The sequence below is a fragment of the Paenibacillus sp. Y568 genome (assembly GCF_059445545.1).
This window is the reverse complement of record NZ_JCAIUM010000009.1, coordinates 109,975-126,235: the sequence shown is the minus strand read 5'-3', so window position 1 is coordinate 126,235 and position 16,261 is coordinate 109,975. Positions and strand designations below refer to the sequence as shown.

Sequence of the window (16,261 nt, the reverse complement as noted above, 5' to 3'; positions counted from 1 at the left end):
TATGATATCGCCGAATTACATTTTATATTTAGCAGGTGGCATACCAACCACTTTCTTAAACACCCGGCTAAAATACTGTTCACTGTCATACCCAACCATTTGTCCAACTTCATATACTTTATAATGGGTTGTTCGTAATAATTTTTTGGCCTGATCAATGCGATAGCGTGTAATAAATTCCACAACACTCTCTTGGGTCTCTTTGCGAAATAAATGACTTAAATAATTCGGAGATATATTTAATTCCTCTGCGATAGCTTCCAATGAAATATTATGAGCATAATGTGATTGAATAAATTGCTTCGCCTGGTGAATCAATCTTCGTGACTCACCTAAGCTATTGAATACTAAAGCGGTTACTTTCTCCAAACGCTGAATCCAGACAATATAATCATAATCCGTGTATAAATGATCCAAGGATGGATAAGGATCTGATTCCCATGCTTCTTCCAGCTTAAGTGTCGGATGTTGTTCAGCAACATATGAGCTTAAGGAGAACAGCAGTGCTGAACAAAGGCTTTTGACCACATGCTTATCATTGGCGTGCGTTTCCTTAACAAATTCTACAACGCTTCCTAAGCATTGTTCCATTCTGTCCATATCTGAGATCTGAATAATGGTGTCGAACTGCTTGATGTAGTCATTAACATTCAAGAACAACCTGTCCGGTTGGACGACTGTTTCGGCGAATGCCTTCGACACATGATGTTGTCTCGCGTGATCCATAGCTTCTTGGTAACCCGTCTTTATAGAGCCATATCCTGCATGGATATCGGAAACACCGATCAAACCCGTGATGTTTAAATACGTTTTCAACGCTTTTAGCATAGCCTCCATCAGGTCTTCGATCTTATGTGACATCTCAGCATGGTCCGCTTGTGCATACAGAACCGTTATTTCCTTAGAATGCGTAAACACGGTATGAGCATACCGATAGTCAGACACGATTTCGGAGATGATGTTCTGTACAGAAAACTGGAATAAATCAACATCTTTGTCTTTATATTTCTGGTATATCTCTGTTCCATTCAAAAGAATCACACCCGCTTGAATTCGGTCCTGGGGGAGAGTGACTCCTAAATCTCGTAGCTTTTGTTCTATTTCATTCTCTTTGTAATAACTACCTTGTATAATTTCCTTCAAAAAATTGTTTTTGACAATTTCAAAATCTTTCGACGATAAATGTTCAACATAAGATTGTTTCAAATACGGCTTCTCTAACCTTGTCTCACTACGCGCTTGGCTTACCCGATCCATCGTGGATATGAGTTGCTCGGGTGTCAGCTCCAATTTCAGAAAATAATCTTTTGCCCCAAGAACCAAGGCTTGTTTCACATAATCGAAATCATCATAAGAGCTAAGCACGATAAAATCGGGTGGATTTAACCGTTCTTTTGCCTGCTTGATCAAATCAATTCCATTCATTACAGGCATCTTTATATCGGTAATTACAATATCCGGATGCAGCTCTTCAATGATTTCCAATGCTTTTTTTCCATTTTCCGCTTCACCGACAACAACGTACCCTTTTTCATTACCGGATAGTAATGATTTGATTCCGATCCGTGCCAGCATTTCATCATCAACAATAAGTATTTTATTCAAACCGTCCATCCTCCTGTTGGTTAAAAATCACAGGTTGCATGATTCGAACTTTCGTATATGCTCCAATACTGCTTTCAAGCTCCAGACCGTAGTTCTTTCCAAATGTTCGTTGTATTCGTTCATGCACATTTCGCACGCCTATGCCGGCTTTGTCATCATGATCGGACAGCAGCTTGTCCAATACTTTCGGTGGCATTCCAACGCCATTATCATAGACTTCTATGACGAGCTGATCTTTGTCCTGAAATGCACGAATCGTGATTGTACCCCTTTCTTCTTTAGGTTCAATCCCATGAAAAATAGCGTTTTCAACGATAGGCTGTAAAATAAATTTCAAACAACGATAATCTTTCATCGACTCTTCTATTTCGAATACCACTTCGAATTTATCATTGTACCTAATTTTTTGAATATAGATATAATCTCTTAATAATTCAAGTTCTTTATAAATCGGAATGATCGTTTCTTTCATCTTTATCGTATTCCTCAGCAAACGACCTAATACTTCAACGGTTTCTCGAATATTGTCCGCCTGCTGAATCATGGCCATCCAGCGTATAGAATTCAATGTGTTGTATAGAAAATGAGGATTAATTTGCGCTTGCAGGGCACGGTACTCGGCGTCGTTCTTCTCCGCTTGCTCAAGGAGATGCTCTTGGTGCAGGCGTTCAATGCGCATCATCATATAGTTGAAACTATGGGTTAACTGCCCGATTTCATCTTTTCGATCCGTCACCGTAATCACGGCACCCTCGTTCCCCTGGACCCTTCTCATCACTCTCGCAAGTTGCTGGATCGGATTAACAATTTTTGAGGCAATAATATACCATACGATCCCCGAAATAAGAAATGATAACAGAAATACAATGATCGTCACCTTAAAGATTAACGAAGACCCTTCTGTTAATACATCTAAAGGAATGGTCTCAACAATACTCCAGCCTGTAGTGTAAAGGGGAAACTTTGCCTCTAGCTCCTTATTACCATTGGAATCTGTCAGCACAGAATAACCCTTACCCTGAATATTCAGGGTATTCTCATATCGCTGGTTGATATTGTTCAATTCGCGATTGTAAACAATTTTATTCTGTGTGTCCAGCAAGAACAAGTTGTTGTTGGGATCATGCTTCGTATTAAGCTTGTCGAAAAAAAATTGCGATTTAAAGCTCATATATACGATTACGTCATTCTTTCCATATTTCAAACGCTTGGCCAGTGAAATGACATAGGGATTGGGGTAATGAAAATCAGCATAGTTTTCGTGGATTCCTAGCCATACCAGTTCTCCATTGGACTTCTCCAATTTCGGCATCCAATCCTTTTGGATGAGTTTATCCACGTCTAAATGACCTACATCTTCACCATATCGGATAATTTTCCCGTTACTTCCTATAAGAACTAGCGAGGAAATATACTTATACATGTTGGAAGCATACGCCCAATCATCAAATACTTCCCCTGCTTCTTTGACATCGAAAAAGTAATCCACCTCACTTTGATATTTGGACGCAAAGATCGATTCAATCGTATGGTTCACTTGTAACGAATCGATGATACGCTCCCATTCCCGCATGTCGAACTCGAGCGATTGTCCAAGGTATGACAGGTTATCCATGAAAGATTCACTTACTCGATCCTTCAATAGGGATTTGGAAATTAAATTCGAACTAATGCTGATACTGGCTGTAGGTAGAATTAATACAACAAGAAATGACACCATGATTCTCATTTTGATACTGTTTCTAAAGTTACGGATCATCTTGTTCCCCTTTGACGCATAATATGTATGTTTACTTTATTGATGTATTATTTTGACTGTGCTAAGATAAACTTAAATAAAGACGGTCCACCAACCGTCTTCAGCACAAACATCTTGAGTGGAGCATCCCTCGGATAAGTGTTACTCTAAGAAATGACCCACACTGGCGGATACCAATGAGTGGGTCATTTTCGTTTTTCGATGTATGTTAACAGCGCGATCAAAAAGATCCCACAAGCTATCAATTCACCGAACGAAATGTTCATGGCCTCACCTCCTTTCGGAGAGAGCCACCCACTCAAGGTGTGTTGCACTCAATTATTATATCAGACTGTGCCCAATTCAGGTATGGTCTTTTCTCTATGCCCTTTTTACTTTATTGATGTATTATTTTGACTATGATAAGATAAACTTAAATAAAGAGCCGTGCGCGAACACGACTCTTCAGTACAATCCGCACTAAGAGCGGTTGGCTTGCAAGGTGATCAGAAATAGACCGAATCCTTACTGGGGCGGTCTATTTCCTTTTATGGAAAGAAAGTATTAACACAACCAATGTCGCAAATGAAATCATAAGCGTCAAAGTTTGGTATACCTCCATTAGCATCACCTCCCTTCCGGGAGATTAGCCGACCGCCCTTATGCCATTGTACTCAATTAGTATATCAGACTACATGCAATTCTGGTAAAGATGTTTAATTTACAATAAACTTTTATTTATGGTTAATAGCAACATCTTCAACCGTTGTATGAATCGCAATCTGCTGCTCTTTACATGCTTCTTCGAACCATCCCTCTGGTTGCTTGTTTGTAATGATTCCCGTTGCCCGATGCAATGGGATAATCGTAAACAGAGCGCTTTTCTCAAGTTTACTTTCGTCAAATACGGCATATACTTCGCTTGAACGTTCTATCAGAAGTTGGGCAATGCGAGCTTCCAGCTCAGAATGCATCGTAAAACCGTGACCTAGTGAAACGCCATCTACCCCTAGAAACATCTTCGTCACGTTGATTTTGTCGATGACACTTTCCGCAAGTGGACCACTAAGCTCGTAGCTCTTAGCACGCATGATACCACCAATAACAACTACTTGAACTCCATCTGCATCCGCTAGCTCAGAAGCAATGTTCACGGCATTGGTGACGATCGTAATATTGCGATGCTGCTTCAATGCTCTAGCAATGAAAAACGTTGTTGTTCCTCCCGTTAGGCATACAATATCGCCTTCTACCACTAGCTTCGCAGCTACTTCGGCGATTCTTTCCTTACCTTGCCGCTGAAAAAAACGTTTATCTGCAAAAGGCAACTCGGATACCGATTGCATGAGTGCCCCTTCATAGATGGCTCCTCCAATGGTACGAATAATTTGCCCTGATTTCTCCAATAAGTCTAGATCACGTCTTGCGGTAGCTTCGGAACAGCCAATAGATTCAACTATTTCTTGAATTGATATTTTGCCGTGCAATTTAATGAGTTCTAGAGCTTTCAATCTGCGTAGCTCGCCCTTTGAATATTCCATAACTCTCTCCTTTGATGACAGCCTCTCATCCATTCTAATCCTAATATTGGAGGATGGAAGACTAAATTGCAAGTAGGCTGAAGTCAATTGCAATATCAGGAGCAACGATGCACATTATAAGGTTATGACCTGCATCTGCTTAACGTAATCTTGAAAAAGCTTATAGTCAATATGTCCTGCTTGGTCAGACATGGCATTCGCTGCTGCTGCCGCAGAAGCGATGCGTAGCTTCTCTATAGGAGAATCGCCACGTTCTTCTGCGAACGCCATACCTGCAACAAATGAATCGCCACAACCAACCGTATTTATGGCATGAATGGTTGGTGGAATGACACGGTACCCTTGTCCATCGATGAATGCAATAGCTCCCCTGTCACCCAATGTAACGCATACTTGTGCGATCCCCTCAGCTGCTAGCTTCTGCGCGGCCTCAGCCCATTCATTCTCTTGCAGTTGATCTTGTCCTAGCCATCCAGCTAGCTCATGTTCATTCGGCTTCACGAAATGTGGTCGAGCTTGCAGTCCGCTATTCAGTGCGGCGCCACTAGTGTCCAAGAATACGCGTGCCTTAGTTGACTGAATGATCCCAATAAGATCAGCATAGAGATCCGCTGGCGATCCTTGCGGTAAACTGCCGGATAGCACCATAACACTCGATTGCAGGGCAAGTCTGTGTATCGTCTCTTTCATCTCCGCAATGTGATTGTCATCGATTGTGGGTCCTTGTTCAAGTAACTCTGTCGAGGTTCCATTGGACTCATCAATGATATTCAGACACACGCGTGATTCTCCCGCTACATGAACAAAGGACGTTTGAATTCCCCGATTGCGTAAGCTACTTTCTATAAAATAACCACTACTACCCGCAACAAATCCAGTTGCCGTAACATCGCCACCGAGTAGTGTGATGACTTTGGCAACATTATTACCTTTGCCACCTGGCTCATCCATTTGCCGGGCGACACGTTGCACACCGCCTAGCTCAAGCGAATTCACATAGTACGTTTTATCTATGGCCGCATTTAGCGTGACCGTTGTAATCATCGAAGATCGCCGGCTTTTCCGATACATCCGCAAAGTTCCATCTTCTCCATCGCAAGACGCTTCACAGCTTCTTTAGCAGGAACCATATATTTACGAGGATCATTCTCTTCCGCATTAACAGAGAATACATCTTTAATTGCATTAGAGAATGCGATTCGCAATTCTGTAGCTACGTTCATTTTAGACATACCTAGCGCTACTGCCTTCTTCACTTGCTCAGCTGGAATTCCCGAACCGCCATGTAGAACCAATGGAACATCAACGATCTCAGCAATTTTGGCAATACGATCAAAATCAATGTTGGGTTCTCCTTTATAAATACCATGCGCGGTACCGATGGCTGGCGCCAATGTATGCACACCTGTACGTTCAATAAACAATCGGCAATCTTCAGGGTCAGCGAGCAACGCCTCGTGTTCAGCTACAACGATATCATCTTCAACGCCACCCACTTTACCAAGTTCCGCTTCCACATTTACACCTGCGGCAAGTGCAATTTCCATGACTTTAAGCGTGCGTTCTACGTTCTCTTCAAATGCAAACATAGAAGCGTCGATCATCACCGACGTATACCCTGCGCGGATACACTGAACAATCGTGGAGAAATCGGTACAATGGTCCAAGTGCAAAGCAATGGGTAGTCCAGTACGATCAGCAGCAACTTTTGCAGCTTCCGCAATGTAATCAGGCCCTAAGTGTTTAACGGTTCCAACCGTTGACTGAATGATGAGTGGAGACTGAGTCTCAACTGCTGCTTCAACAACCGCTTGAAGCATTTCTAATGTATGAACGTTGAAAGCACCAACAGCGTATTTATTTCTACGAGCGATCTGTAGCATTTCAGTGGATGAGATAAGTGTCATAATAAGTTCCTCCTAAGATTTTTTTCAGATAAAATGGCTATATAGTCGTAATTCTCTTCCTTTGTTTATATTGATGTGATGCCCACAGAGCGCTTCCAATAATGCCGGCATCGTCACTAAGTTCTGCACTCTTAATCGTAAAATGATTGCGATAATCCTGAAGTAATCTATGATTTAATTCATCTGTCATCGGTTCAAAAATAAGTTCGCCAGCTAATGCCCCGCCACCACCAATAACAATCACGTCGGGCGAGAGCGTCGGTACGACCCAAGCCAGTGCACGCCCGAGTGCACGTCCCGTATGTTCAAGTACATCGCGCGATAATTCGTCGCCTGCTAGACACGCACGAGAAACATCGCTTGAACGGATATCCTTCACATCAGTAAACCACTCGCTAAGTAGACTAGCTTCGCCTTGTTCCATTCGCGTCTGAGCTTGTCGAGCAATCCCCGTTGCCGATACAATCGTCTCGAGACATCCGATTCTTCCACAGCCGCAAGCATAGTTCTCATGATCGATGGGCACATGTCCGATCTCGCCCGCCATGAAGCGGTGTCCACGATGTAATTCTCCACGTTGTACAAACGCAGCGGCCAACCCCGTGCCAATGGTAATACCGTATACGTAATCATGACCGCGACCAGCACCTGCAACTGCTTCTCCATACACATACATGCGGACATCATTATCTATAAAGACAGGCTTACCTGTAAGATCCTTAAGTTTTGCCGCCACAGGTACTTGATTCCAGTTCAGATTAACTGCCCGAAGACTAATACCTGCCTCAGGATCCACAAGCCCTGGAATCCCTAAACCAATAACTTCGATATCCTCAATAGCGATTCCAACTTCTTCTCCAAGCTGTTCAAGCGTTAAAGCGATACTCGCAAGAATAGCCTCTACGCCTCTTTCAGGCTTGGTTGGATATTTACGTTTAACAAGGACATTGCCGAGTTCATCCAATATGCCGCACTCAATATTGGTACCACCAACATCGACACCAGCTACATATTTCATAGAAATCCCTCCTCTCCCGCTTCCAACTACTCAATATAGTCCGCACGAGCGTATACCTGATAGCCTTGCACAAATGTGTGACACACTTGGAAATGCTCATTCACTATGATTAAATCTGCATCCTTACCCAGCTCAATGGTTCCCTTAGCATGGTGAACACCAATCTGTGTAGCAGGATGAATGGTTAGTGCAGGAACAAGATCTGCAATGTCCATTCCTGTAAACTTAACTGCGTTAGCCAAAGCCTCAATCATCGTTAGAGAACTTCCTGCTAGACCACCTTCTGTTCCATCTTCTTGTTTCAAATACACCTTGCCTTGTTTCATAATGACCGGTAGCTTACCAAGCACGTATTCTCCATCCGGACATCCTGCCGCGCACATACTATCTGTGATCAGAAGAACTTTTCCCTCTGGTTTTATGTTGAAAGCCCATTGGATCAGACTAGGGTGTACATGAATACCATCGCAAATCAGCTCAACTGCTAATTGATCTAACATCAGTGATCCACCGGCTGCACCTGGTTCTCTATGATGTAAAGGCTTCATCCCGTTAAAGAGATGTGTAACTTGTGTAGCACCCCACTCCGTTGCCCGTTGCATCGTTTCGAAGTCGGAATCCGTATGTCCCAAGGAGATAACGACTCCTTTATGTACAGCATGACGGATGACTTCTTCTGCATGGTTCAGTTCAGGAGCAATCGTCATGAGCTTGATGATTCCTTTCGAAGCAGCCCAGAAGACATCAAATTCTTCAATAGATGGCTCACGGAGATCATTTGGATTCTGTGCCCCACATCTAGCTACATTCAGAAACGGCCCTTCCAGATGGACGCCTAATAAGTTAGCTCCATCTGGTTCACGTGCTCTCTTCATCGATTGTGCAGCACACTCCAGAGCCGCAACGATTTCTTCATGTGTCGCAGTAAGTGTCGTCGCTAGTAATGAAGTCGTTCCATTAGAAGCATGAAATCTGCACATACCTTGAATATGCTCTACACTTCCCAGCATGACATCGTACCCACCACCACCATGAACATGAATATCGATGAACCCCGGTAGCAAAATCCTTCCACAGGCATCTACACGTTCATGGTCTTCGCTCTCATCCTCTACACGCATTTCAGAAGAACTTGATATTCGTGAAATGGTTCCATTCCTGATCAGTAGGCTACCCTTCTCAATCCAGCCATCCGGTGTTAGAATACGCGCGTTATAAATTTCAGTATTTTTATGCTGCATCAACATTTCTCCCTTATATGTGGCAAAAACAATTTGATGTTTTATTTCATTTCATGATTATAATAATCGTAATATTTGATTTTATCAATCTTTTTTTGATTATATTAATAAAAATACAGAAATATGCCCATTTAAAAAGGTGAATATTGACTAGTTTAATTAACTCTTGATTTTATTTTTCTTTTTTATGATTGAAATAATAAAAGAATTGCATTACACTCACATTAGGTAAACACATTATTTAGGAGGTTATTATCCATGAGCCTAACTTATAGCGAAATTAAACAACAATATACGGCCTTACAACAAACCTATGACTACATGCTATCTAAAAGACAAGAAATTGTTTCCTTTGCGAAATCAAAATCCATCACTTCCGTTACCTTTGTTGGCTGCGGATCAAGCTACTGCTTAAGTGAATCCGCTGCATTCTCTACTCGTCTACGTGCAGGACTTCCGGCAAGTGCATTAGCCGGTGGCGATCTCATGCTAAACCCTGAGCGTTACAAGGCTATGTTAGAGAATACTCTCTTGGTTGCCCCGTCACGTTCGGGTAGCACAAGTGAAGTAGTTGAGGCACTTCGATTGCTCCAGACTGATAAGCCTATTGCTGTACTAACACTATCCTGCGTAAAGGATTCTCCACTTTCGAAAAAGGCACATTTATCGCTAGAGTTACCTTGGGCATTTGACCATAGTGTCTGTCAGACTCGTACCGTAACCAATCTTTATGTAGCCAATCTAATGTTGACCGCCTTCCTCGGCAACGATGAAGTTGTTATCGCTGATATCCAGAAGGCGATCGACCAAGGTGAAGCCTACATGGCACGTATAGAAAATGATATTCGTAAAGTAGCTGACTTTGCATGGACTAATGCCGTTGTGCTTGCTGATGGCGAACTTCAAGGTCTCGCTTCCGAAGGTGCTATCGCTTTAACTGAAATTGCGAAGGTGCAAGCACATTCTTACCACCTCTTGGACGTTCGTCATGGTCCGATGGTAACTGTGGGTCCCGATACACTTGTCATCGCAGCGATCACTGGCAATGGCACTGAACATCAGCGCAACCTGATGCGTGACATTAAAGACAGAGGTGCCACGATTATCGCATTCGCTGATCATGCGGAGGCCATAGCTGCAGAACTTGTCGATCTAGCTGTCATCTCCGACAACCGATTAGATGTTGCTGTGCAAGGTATTCCATTTATCTTCATTCCCCAAATCGTCGCTTTAACAAGTGCCGATCGTCAGGGCATCAACCCCGACCAACCCGATGGTCTCGTTGCTTGGGTCAAATTGTAGAGATTAACTATAAAGAGAACCTTCAGGAGATGTTCTGAAGGTTCTTTTGGCATGATATGTACCATGTAAGATTAGACCATGTAATATAGCGCATTAACCAAAGAATAGCGCATGAGTGATGTGCTATTCTTTGGTTTTCATATGTTTAGATTTCGTACCACTTAATCTCATTCGCTTCGAGCTTGAGGGAGAAGCTAGAACCATCACCACGATAAACGACGGTTTCCTGTGGCTCATAAGTGTTGTTAACAACGCAGTATTTACCATTCTTAACATAGGCGTGAACCTCAACATTATAGTTCTCACTCAGCCAGCGGTTGAGCTCGTGGTCGCTATGAGCGCTCCAGAGGATCGCACGGTAAAGCAGACGACTGTTCTCGAAACTATATGGCAATCCACTTATATATACGGCTCGTCCACGACCGAATTCATTCACTGCGAGTTGAACTTCTTTATCAACCTGACGGAGGACCGTGGTGCCTTCGAGAGCGAATATATTCTTCTTACCTTCACCGAAATCGATGATCTTCTTTCCATCTGAGTCTACAGCGCAATCTTCTGTAATAAAATGATCTTGCTCTTCCCAGTTGTATTTATCATAACCGAGGGTGAAACCACGTTCTTGTTCTACACCAAGGAGGCTTGCAAGCTGAAAGTACCTTCCGTTCGCTTGATGAGCTGCGGGTTCGCCTACCCCGATGAATCCACCACCATCGTGAACAAATTGCTTCACTGCTGTTACGATGTCTGTGTCCAGCCACCAATCCCCTCCGGTATACGCCGTATCGCCATCCCCTACATTCAAGATGACATCGATTCCTTTAAGAATGGAGGGATCCTTCTTAATATCTTCAAAACTGATGAATTTGACATCAAATGGTGCACCCGATAACGTCTCTATGATCCCTGCATAGCTATAATTCTGTTTCTGATAGAGTGCATGATGAACCATGTGATTACCCCATGCACGCATTTTACCCCAGCAGTTGAGGATCGCAACCGTTTTGACACTGTAGGGTGTTGTTCCTTGTACATTATCGTACAACGTACGGAATTCATCACACACGCTCTCAACGTAGTCCATGAAATCTGGGAAATCTAGTGCTAGTTTCAGATATCCCCCATACCCAATTCGATCAATCGGCTTGCGGAGGATGGCACGTCTTGCAGTAACCCAGTTCACTTTGGCTTCGCGTACAGGATCTCCACCCTCATAGAATGTATCAGGGAAGAAATAAGGTAGGAAACGTCCCTCTGTATAATTCACGCCTGGTATATCACTAATCAACCGAAGTGTAGAACCATTCCCTACACTACCAACGACAGCATCTACCCCAATGGTTGAGAACTCTTCCATAAACGGTTCGGTACCAATCCAATGATCGCCAAGGAACATCATCGCTTCCTTCCCATATTCATGTGTAATATCGACTAATTCCTTAGCAAGTACAGCAACCTCGCGCCGTTGGAATGCCTGAAAGTCTTGGAACTCCTTGGTTGGAATACGATAGTTATTATTAAAATAACCCTGATCAATGATATATTCAGCTCTAAACGGATAGTCAACTTCTTGTTCAAATTGCTCAAGAATATATGGACTAACGGATGCGGAATATCCATACCAATCAACATACTTCTCGCGTGCTAGCTCATCAAAGACGAGTGTGAACTGATGGAAAAAAGTCGTGAAACGAATGACATTAACATAGGGATGTTCTTCGATAAATTGCCGTAATCGTTGAATCGTGAACTCACGCGTCTTGGGTTGACGAACATCAAAGGTTATCTGAGGATCAACGTTGTCCCAATCATTCGTGACTGCATTGTACATATGTACGGGATCCCACATGATATAGGCTAGAAAACTAACCGTATAATCATGGAAGGGAATCGCTTGAATAATGACGTTCCCCGTTTCTTCGCTATAGTTCCATTGCTCAGTGGATATGACCTCTCCTGTGGTTCGATCGATGACTTCCCACCAACGTGTGATATCGTCACGAGTATTCACCTTCAGCATATCTGGATAAAGCCCCTTCATTAAAGGGATAGCAAGACTAGATTGCTCAGCGGTATAGAAAGGTGTCATAAGATACATCTGCTGAATCTCATCCGGATTTGCTTGTGCCCATCCATTTTCCTTACGAGTCGTATAGTACGTGGAATACACCTTGGCATCGATATCACGCAATTCTGCGGGGAAGTCCGTACCATCGCAATCGCGTATAGCGTCTGCGCCCCATCGCTTCATGACTTCTTTTGTTTGAGGAATAACATCTAGATCCGTAGGAATCGTGACCCGTCCTTTTTTCATGTTGTATAACTCCTTTTATTTATATTTGCGATTATAGAACCAGAGAAGACCTATTAGAAGTGCTAATCCCAGTAGCATCGTTCCGAGCCCGGGTGCACCAATATTTTTTTGCCCAATAATAACGAGTACTATAGCGAAGATAAAGACAATTAGTATCAACAAATGACGCAACAAATTCCGCATGGATTCACCCATAAGTAGCACCTTAACCTTTCAGCCCGCCCATGGTCATGCCTTGGGTTAGCTTCTTTTGAACCAGAATATAAAGAATAAGGGTTGGCAGCATTACTAGTACTAGACCTGCATACATTTGACCATATTGGACGGCTGATTTCTGAGCGGCCATCAAGTTCATTAAACCGACTGGCAACGTTCGAAATCCCGGCTTTGTTAGTAAAGTCATCGAAATGATATATTCGTTCCAGAAAGAAAGGAAATTAAACAAGATAACAGTCACAATGCTAGGTTTAGCCATTGGCATAATAATCTGTACCATCGTTCGGAAATAGCCTGCACCATCTACAGAAGCTGCTTCTTCATATTCCCTGGGCAATGATTTGAAATAGCCCGACAATAGGTAGACTGTGAAAGGAAGTGCCATTGCAGCATAGACAATTGCTAGAACGAATAAATTATTCAGGAATATCGGGTGTCCGAAAAGAGTACGGGCAACCTTGTCGCCGTTATTAAGCATGAGAAAGATCGGAACGACAATATAGTTCACGTTGATAAATAAACCGGCCATAAACATCAAATTCAAGATGACGCTTCCTTTGAATTTATACCGTGCCAGCACATAAGCTGCTGGTAATGCAATGACGAGTAAAAGGCCAATCGCAATCACTGTTACGATAACGGAGTTGAGCATGTAACTGCCCATCTTCGCTTTTTGCCAAGCATCCGCAAAGTTCTGTAGATAGAATCCTTTCGGAAGCGCCCAGGGACTTGCGTAGAACTCTATATCCTGTTTGATGGAGGCCATGAACGCCCAAGCTACAGGGACGATAATGATAATTGCTAGTGCGAACAGTACAACATAGATGAAGCCCTTATAGAACTTATCGCTGACGCCATGATGTGCGAGTTTATTATTCTTCAAGTTGTCGCCTCCTTAATATTCCAAATGGTCGCGTTTGGTGACTGCGTTCAGGATAGCCGCTAGTGCGAATGAGAACAGGAACACAATAACACCGATTGCCATACCGTAACCATACGAAGAGTTGGTATAAGCCTCTTTGTACATATAGCTCAGGAATACCTCAGTGGAGCCATCAGGTCCCCCTCCGGTCATCGCCATCACGAATAGGAAACTCATATTGATCGTACTGATGACGAAGAAGGTAAGCGTGGTACGAATATTCGTCCAGATTAACGGGATCGTAATGGTGAAGAATTGATGCATCCGCCCAGCACCCTCGAGTTCAGCAGATTCATATAAACTTTCAGGGACATTCGCCATACTAGCCATATACATAACCATGTAATAACCGATAGCCTGCCAGATCATAGCACCTGCGAGGGAGAAAATAACGATTTTCTGATCGCCCAGCCACAGTGTAGGGTCTGACGTTGCGCTACGGAATAAATTTAAGAATGCATTTAGCAGTCCGCTATTCGGATCATATATTGCCGAGAAAATGGCACTGATAACGACAACAGACAATATATTCGGAATGTAGAAGACGACTCGTAAGAAATCTTGCCCTTTAATCTTTTCACGAGAAAGCATCGATGCAAACACAAGTGCAAAAGCAAAGGTAACAATGGTAACTAATATGATAAGTAAAAGACTGTTCTGAAACGCTTGATAGAATTTATCACTATGAAAAAGTTTCGTGAAGTTTTGCAGCCCTACAAAGGTCTTCTCATCTGTATATCCACCCCATTTGTAAGTGGACATTCGAAATACATCGATCGTTGGTATGATTAGAAAAACTATGAATAGGATTACGGCGGGAGCAAGACAGAAGAAAATAAAACGCCCTTGTCCTTTCTTGATGTCCATATATCTATCTCCTTCCTAAGGTAAAAATAACGGTGGCAGCTTTCGCATGCCACCATTATTCATAGATTGATTGGCTTTATTTATTTCAACGCCCCACGTAATGCATCGCTTGCTTTCGTAATGGATTCAACCCACTCAGCTTGTGTCTTAGCTTTTGTCACAAGGGAATCCAGTGTACCAAATACCGTATCCGAGATGCTTACACCTTCCACAGGATCGGTTGTAGCAAATGCACCCATAGCCGCTTTTGCACCTGTGTCATAGATGCTATAGAAGAGTTTATTGTCACCGTCCAATTTACTAGCCATATCTTTAATCGGTTGAACTGCGCCTACTTTAGCAAAAATAGCAGCTGCTTCATCGGAATAAAGATATGCAATAAATTGTTTAGCTAGATCTGCATTCTCAGCCTTCGCAGGAACCCAGATTTGTTCAAAGAAGGTATAGGAGAAGCGATCCCCGCCCTCTTTTACAGCTGGAAGAGCCGTGAATCCCCATTTAAATCCTTCTGCACGAGGGGCTTTAGCCATTTCACCTACTACCCAAGTTCCGTTTGGCATGAAGAGAGCCTTGTTATCCAAAATAAGCTGTTGGTTTTTAACAAAGTTATCTTTATTGCCATTGGCTGGAACGGTTTTCTCAGTGTACGTCGTAAGTTTATTGATAATATCAAAAGCTTGCGTTGCTTCTGGTGATTGCCATACACCTTCCGTGTAATTCATCGCTTTAGTGAAGAATTCGGGACCCCCCACTTCGTTAAGTAATGCATAGAAGAATGAATCGAAGTAACCCGTAGTTGGATAAGAGAACAATGCAATTCCCTCAGCCTTAGCTTTGTCGCCTAATGCCCACATTTCGTCCCAAGTGGTAGGAACGGCCCAGCCCTTCTGCTCAAGTAAGCCAGCATTATAGAACAGTCCCGTTGGACTATAGAACATTGGCATCAGAAAGGTCTTGCCATCCCCATAAGGATTCGTAATGGTTGTATCCGTAAACCCAGGGATAATTTTATCCTTCACAGTAACACTCTCACCAGGAACCGTCATCGAAAGCACGTCTGTAAGATCAGTCATGTTATTATCTTTAATAAAGGTTTCTGTCAATCCTTTGGGCTGACCTACTGCAAGATGGATAACGTCAGGGAAGTCTCCTGTTTTCATACTAGGTCCAATGACATCTTCAAGACTTTTGTCAATCGTAGTTTCTACTTTCACACCCGCATTAGCTTTTTCAAATCCTGCTGTAATCTCTTTCCATACATCAGATCCATAAGCGGTTTCTAAAGCAGCTAACTTAAGAGTACGAGATTCAGCAGACGGAGTTGAACTCGCTGGCTTATTGGAGGAATTTGCTGGTGTGGAATTAGAACCACTTTCAGAATTACTGCCACAGGCTGTAAGGCTAATAGTCAGTGCAGCTGTAAGTGTAAGGCTAACAATTTTTCTCATAATACCCCTCCGCATTTATCATTTGATTAGTGCTTTGTAATCGCATATAAGTGAGTCTCTCTACTCATTTATCTTATCCCATGGAACCGCTTTATTTCTACATACATGTTGCCGTTCATTTTATATATCTTGCTTTTATTAC

At 42.8% G+C, this 16,261-nt stretch carries 14 protein-coding genes; 1 reads left to right on the top strand and 13 read right to left on the bottom strand.

All coding sequences use genetic code 11. The features are described from left to right. Positions 1 to 15 precede the first annotated feature (15 nt). The 8 genes from AC1D7X_RS14460 to nagA all read right to left on the bottom strand — a co-directional run bounded on the left by AC1D7X_RS14460 (position 16) and on the right by nagA (position 9,050). The gene (locus AC1D7X_RS14460) at positions 16 to 1,605 is read right to left on the bottom strand and encodes a response regulator (protein ID WP_495475487.1); all 1,590 of its coding nucleotides are present in this window, start codon (positions 1,603 to 1,605) and stop codon (positions 16 to 18) included. Next, complete coding sequence (locus AC1D7X_RS14455; RefSeq protein WP_495454872.1) at positions 1,598 to 3,364, bottom strand: cache domain-containing sensor histidine kinase; 1,767 nt, start codon at positions 3,362 to 3,364, stop codon at positions 1,598 to 1,600. Before AC1D7X_RS14455 ends, AC1D7X_RS14460 begins: the two co-directional genes overlap by 8 nt. 517 nt (positions 3,365 to 3,881) lie before the next feature. Then, entirely contained in the window at positions 3,882 to 3,965 is an 84-nt protein-coding gene (locus AC1D7X_RS14450) for a putative holin-like toxin (protein WP_373887467.1), read from the bottom strand. Between the two features lie 112 nt (positions 3,966 to 4,077). Continuing rightward, entirely contained in the window at positions 4,078 to 4,884 is an 807-nt protein-coding gene (locus tag AC1D7X_RS14445; protein WP_495454871.1) for a DeoR/GlpR family DNA-binding transcription regulator, read from the bottom strand. 114 nt (positions 4,885 to 4,998) lie between these two features. Beyond that, the gene (gene pfkB / locus AC1D7X_RS14440) at positions 4,999 to 5,955 is read right to left on the bottom strand and encodes a 1-phosphofructokinase (RefSeq protein ID WP_495475486.1); all 957 of its coding nucleotides are present in this window, start codon (positions 5,953 to 5,955) and stop codon (positions 4,999 to 5,001) included. Further along, positions 5,925 to 6,791 (bottom strand): class II fructose-1,6-bisphosphate aldolase, encoded by an 867-nt coding sequence (gene fba / locus AC1D7X_RS14435; protein ID WP_495475485.1) that lies wholly within the window; start codon positions 6,789 to 6,791, stop codon positions 5,925 to 5,927. Before fba ends, pfkB begins: the two co-directional genes overlap by 31 nt. A gap of 37 nt (positions 6,792 to 6,828) precedes the next feature. After that, positions 6,829 to 7,809: an ROK family protein gene (locus tag AC1D7X_RS14430; protein ID WP_495454868.1), complete on the bottom strand. Its 981-nt coding sequence runs from the start codon at positions 7,807 to 7,809 to the stop codon at positions 6,829 to 6,831. Positions 7,810 to 7,835: 26 nt separating this feature from the next. Then, positions 7,836 to 9,050 (bottom strand): N-acetylglucosamine-6-phosphate deacetylase, encoded by a 1,215-nt coding sequence (nagA, locus tag AC1D7X_RS14425; protein WP_495454867.1) that lies wholly within the window; start codon positions 9,048 to 9,050, stop codon positions 7,836 to 7,838. 258 nt (positions 9,051 to 9,308) lie between these two features. On the opposite strand from nagA, the gene AC1D7X_RS14420 reads away from it, so the two are divergent. Then, positions 9,309 to 10,352 (top strand): SIS domain-containing protein, encoded by a 1,044-nt coding sequence (locus tag AC1D7X_RS14420; RefSeq protein ID WP_495454866.1) that lies wholly within the window; start codon positions 9,309 to 9,311, stop codon positions 10,350 to 10,352. Positions 10,353 to 10,497: 145 nt separating this feature from the next. On the opposite strand, the gene gnpA is transcribed toward AC1D7X_RS14420, so the two are convergent. From gnpA to AC1D7X_RS14395, 5 genes are all read right to left on the bottom strand, one after another. Continuing rightward, positions 10,498 to 12,666 carry a 1,3-beta-galactosyl-N-acetylhexosamine phosphorylase gene (gnpA, locus tag AC1D7X_RS14415; RefSeq protein ID WP_495454865.1) on the bottom strand — a complete coding sequence of 723 codons (2,169 nt, stop codon included), beginning with the start codon at positions 12,664 to 12,666 and terminating at the stop codon, positions 10,498 to 10,500. Positions 12,667 to 12,681: 15 nt separating this feature from the next. Then, positions 12,682 to 12,861 carry a DUF6903 family protein gene (locus tag AC1D7X_RS14410; RefSeq protein WP_495454864.1) on the bottom strand — a complete coding sequence of 60 codons (180 nt, stop codon included), beginning with the start codon at positions 12,859 to 12,861 and terminating at the stop codon, positions 12,682 to 12,684. 10 nt (positions 12,862 to 12,871) lie between these two features. After that, complete coding sequence (locus AC1D7X_RS14405; RefSeq protein ID WP_495454863.1) at positions 12,872 to 13,765, bottom strand: carbohydrate ABC transporter permease; 894 nt, start codon at positions 13,763 to 13,765, stop codon at positions 12,872 to 12,874. A gap of 12 nt (positions 13,766 to 13,777) precedes the next feature. Next, positions 13,778 to 14,671, bottom strand: a complete 894-nt coding sequence (locus tag AC1D7X_RS14400) for a carbohydrate ABC transporter permease (protein ID WP_495454862.1) — start codon at positions 14,669 to 14,671, stop codon at positions 13,778 to 13,780. 80 nt (positions 14,672 to 14,751) lie between these two features. Further along, entirely contained in the window at positions 14,752 to 16,119 is a 1,368-nt protein-coding gene (locus AC1D7X_RS14395; protein ID WP_495454861.1) for a carbohydrate ABC transporter substrate-binding protein, read from the bottom strand. Between the last annotated feature and the right edge of the window lie 142 nt (positions 16,120 to 16,261).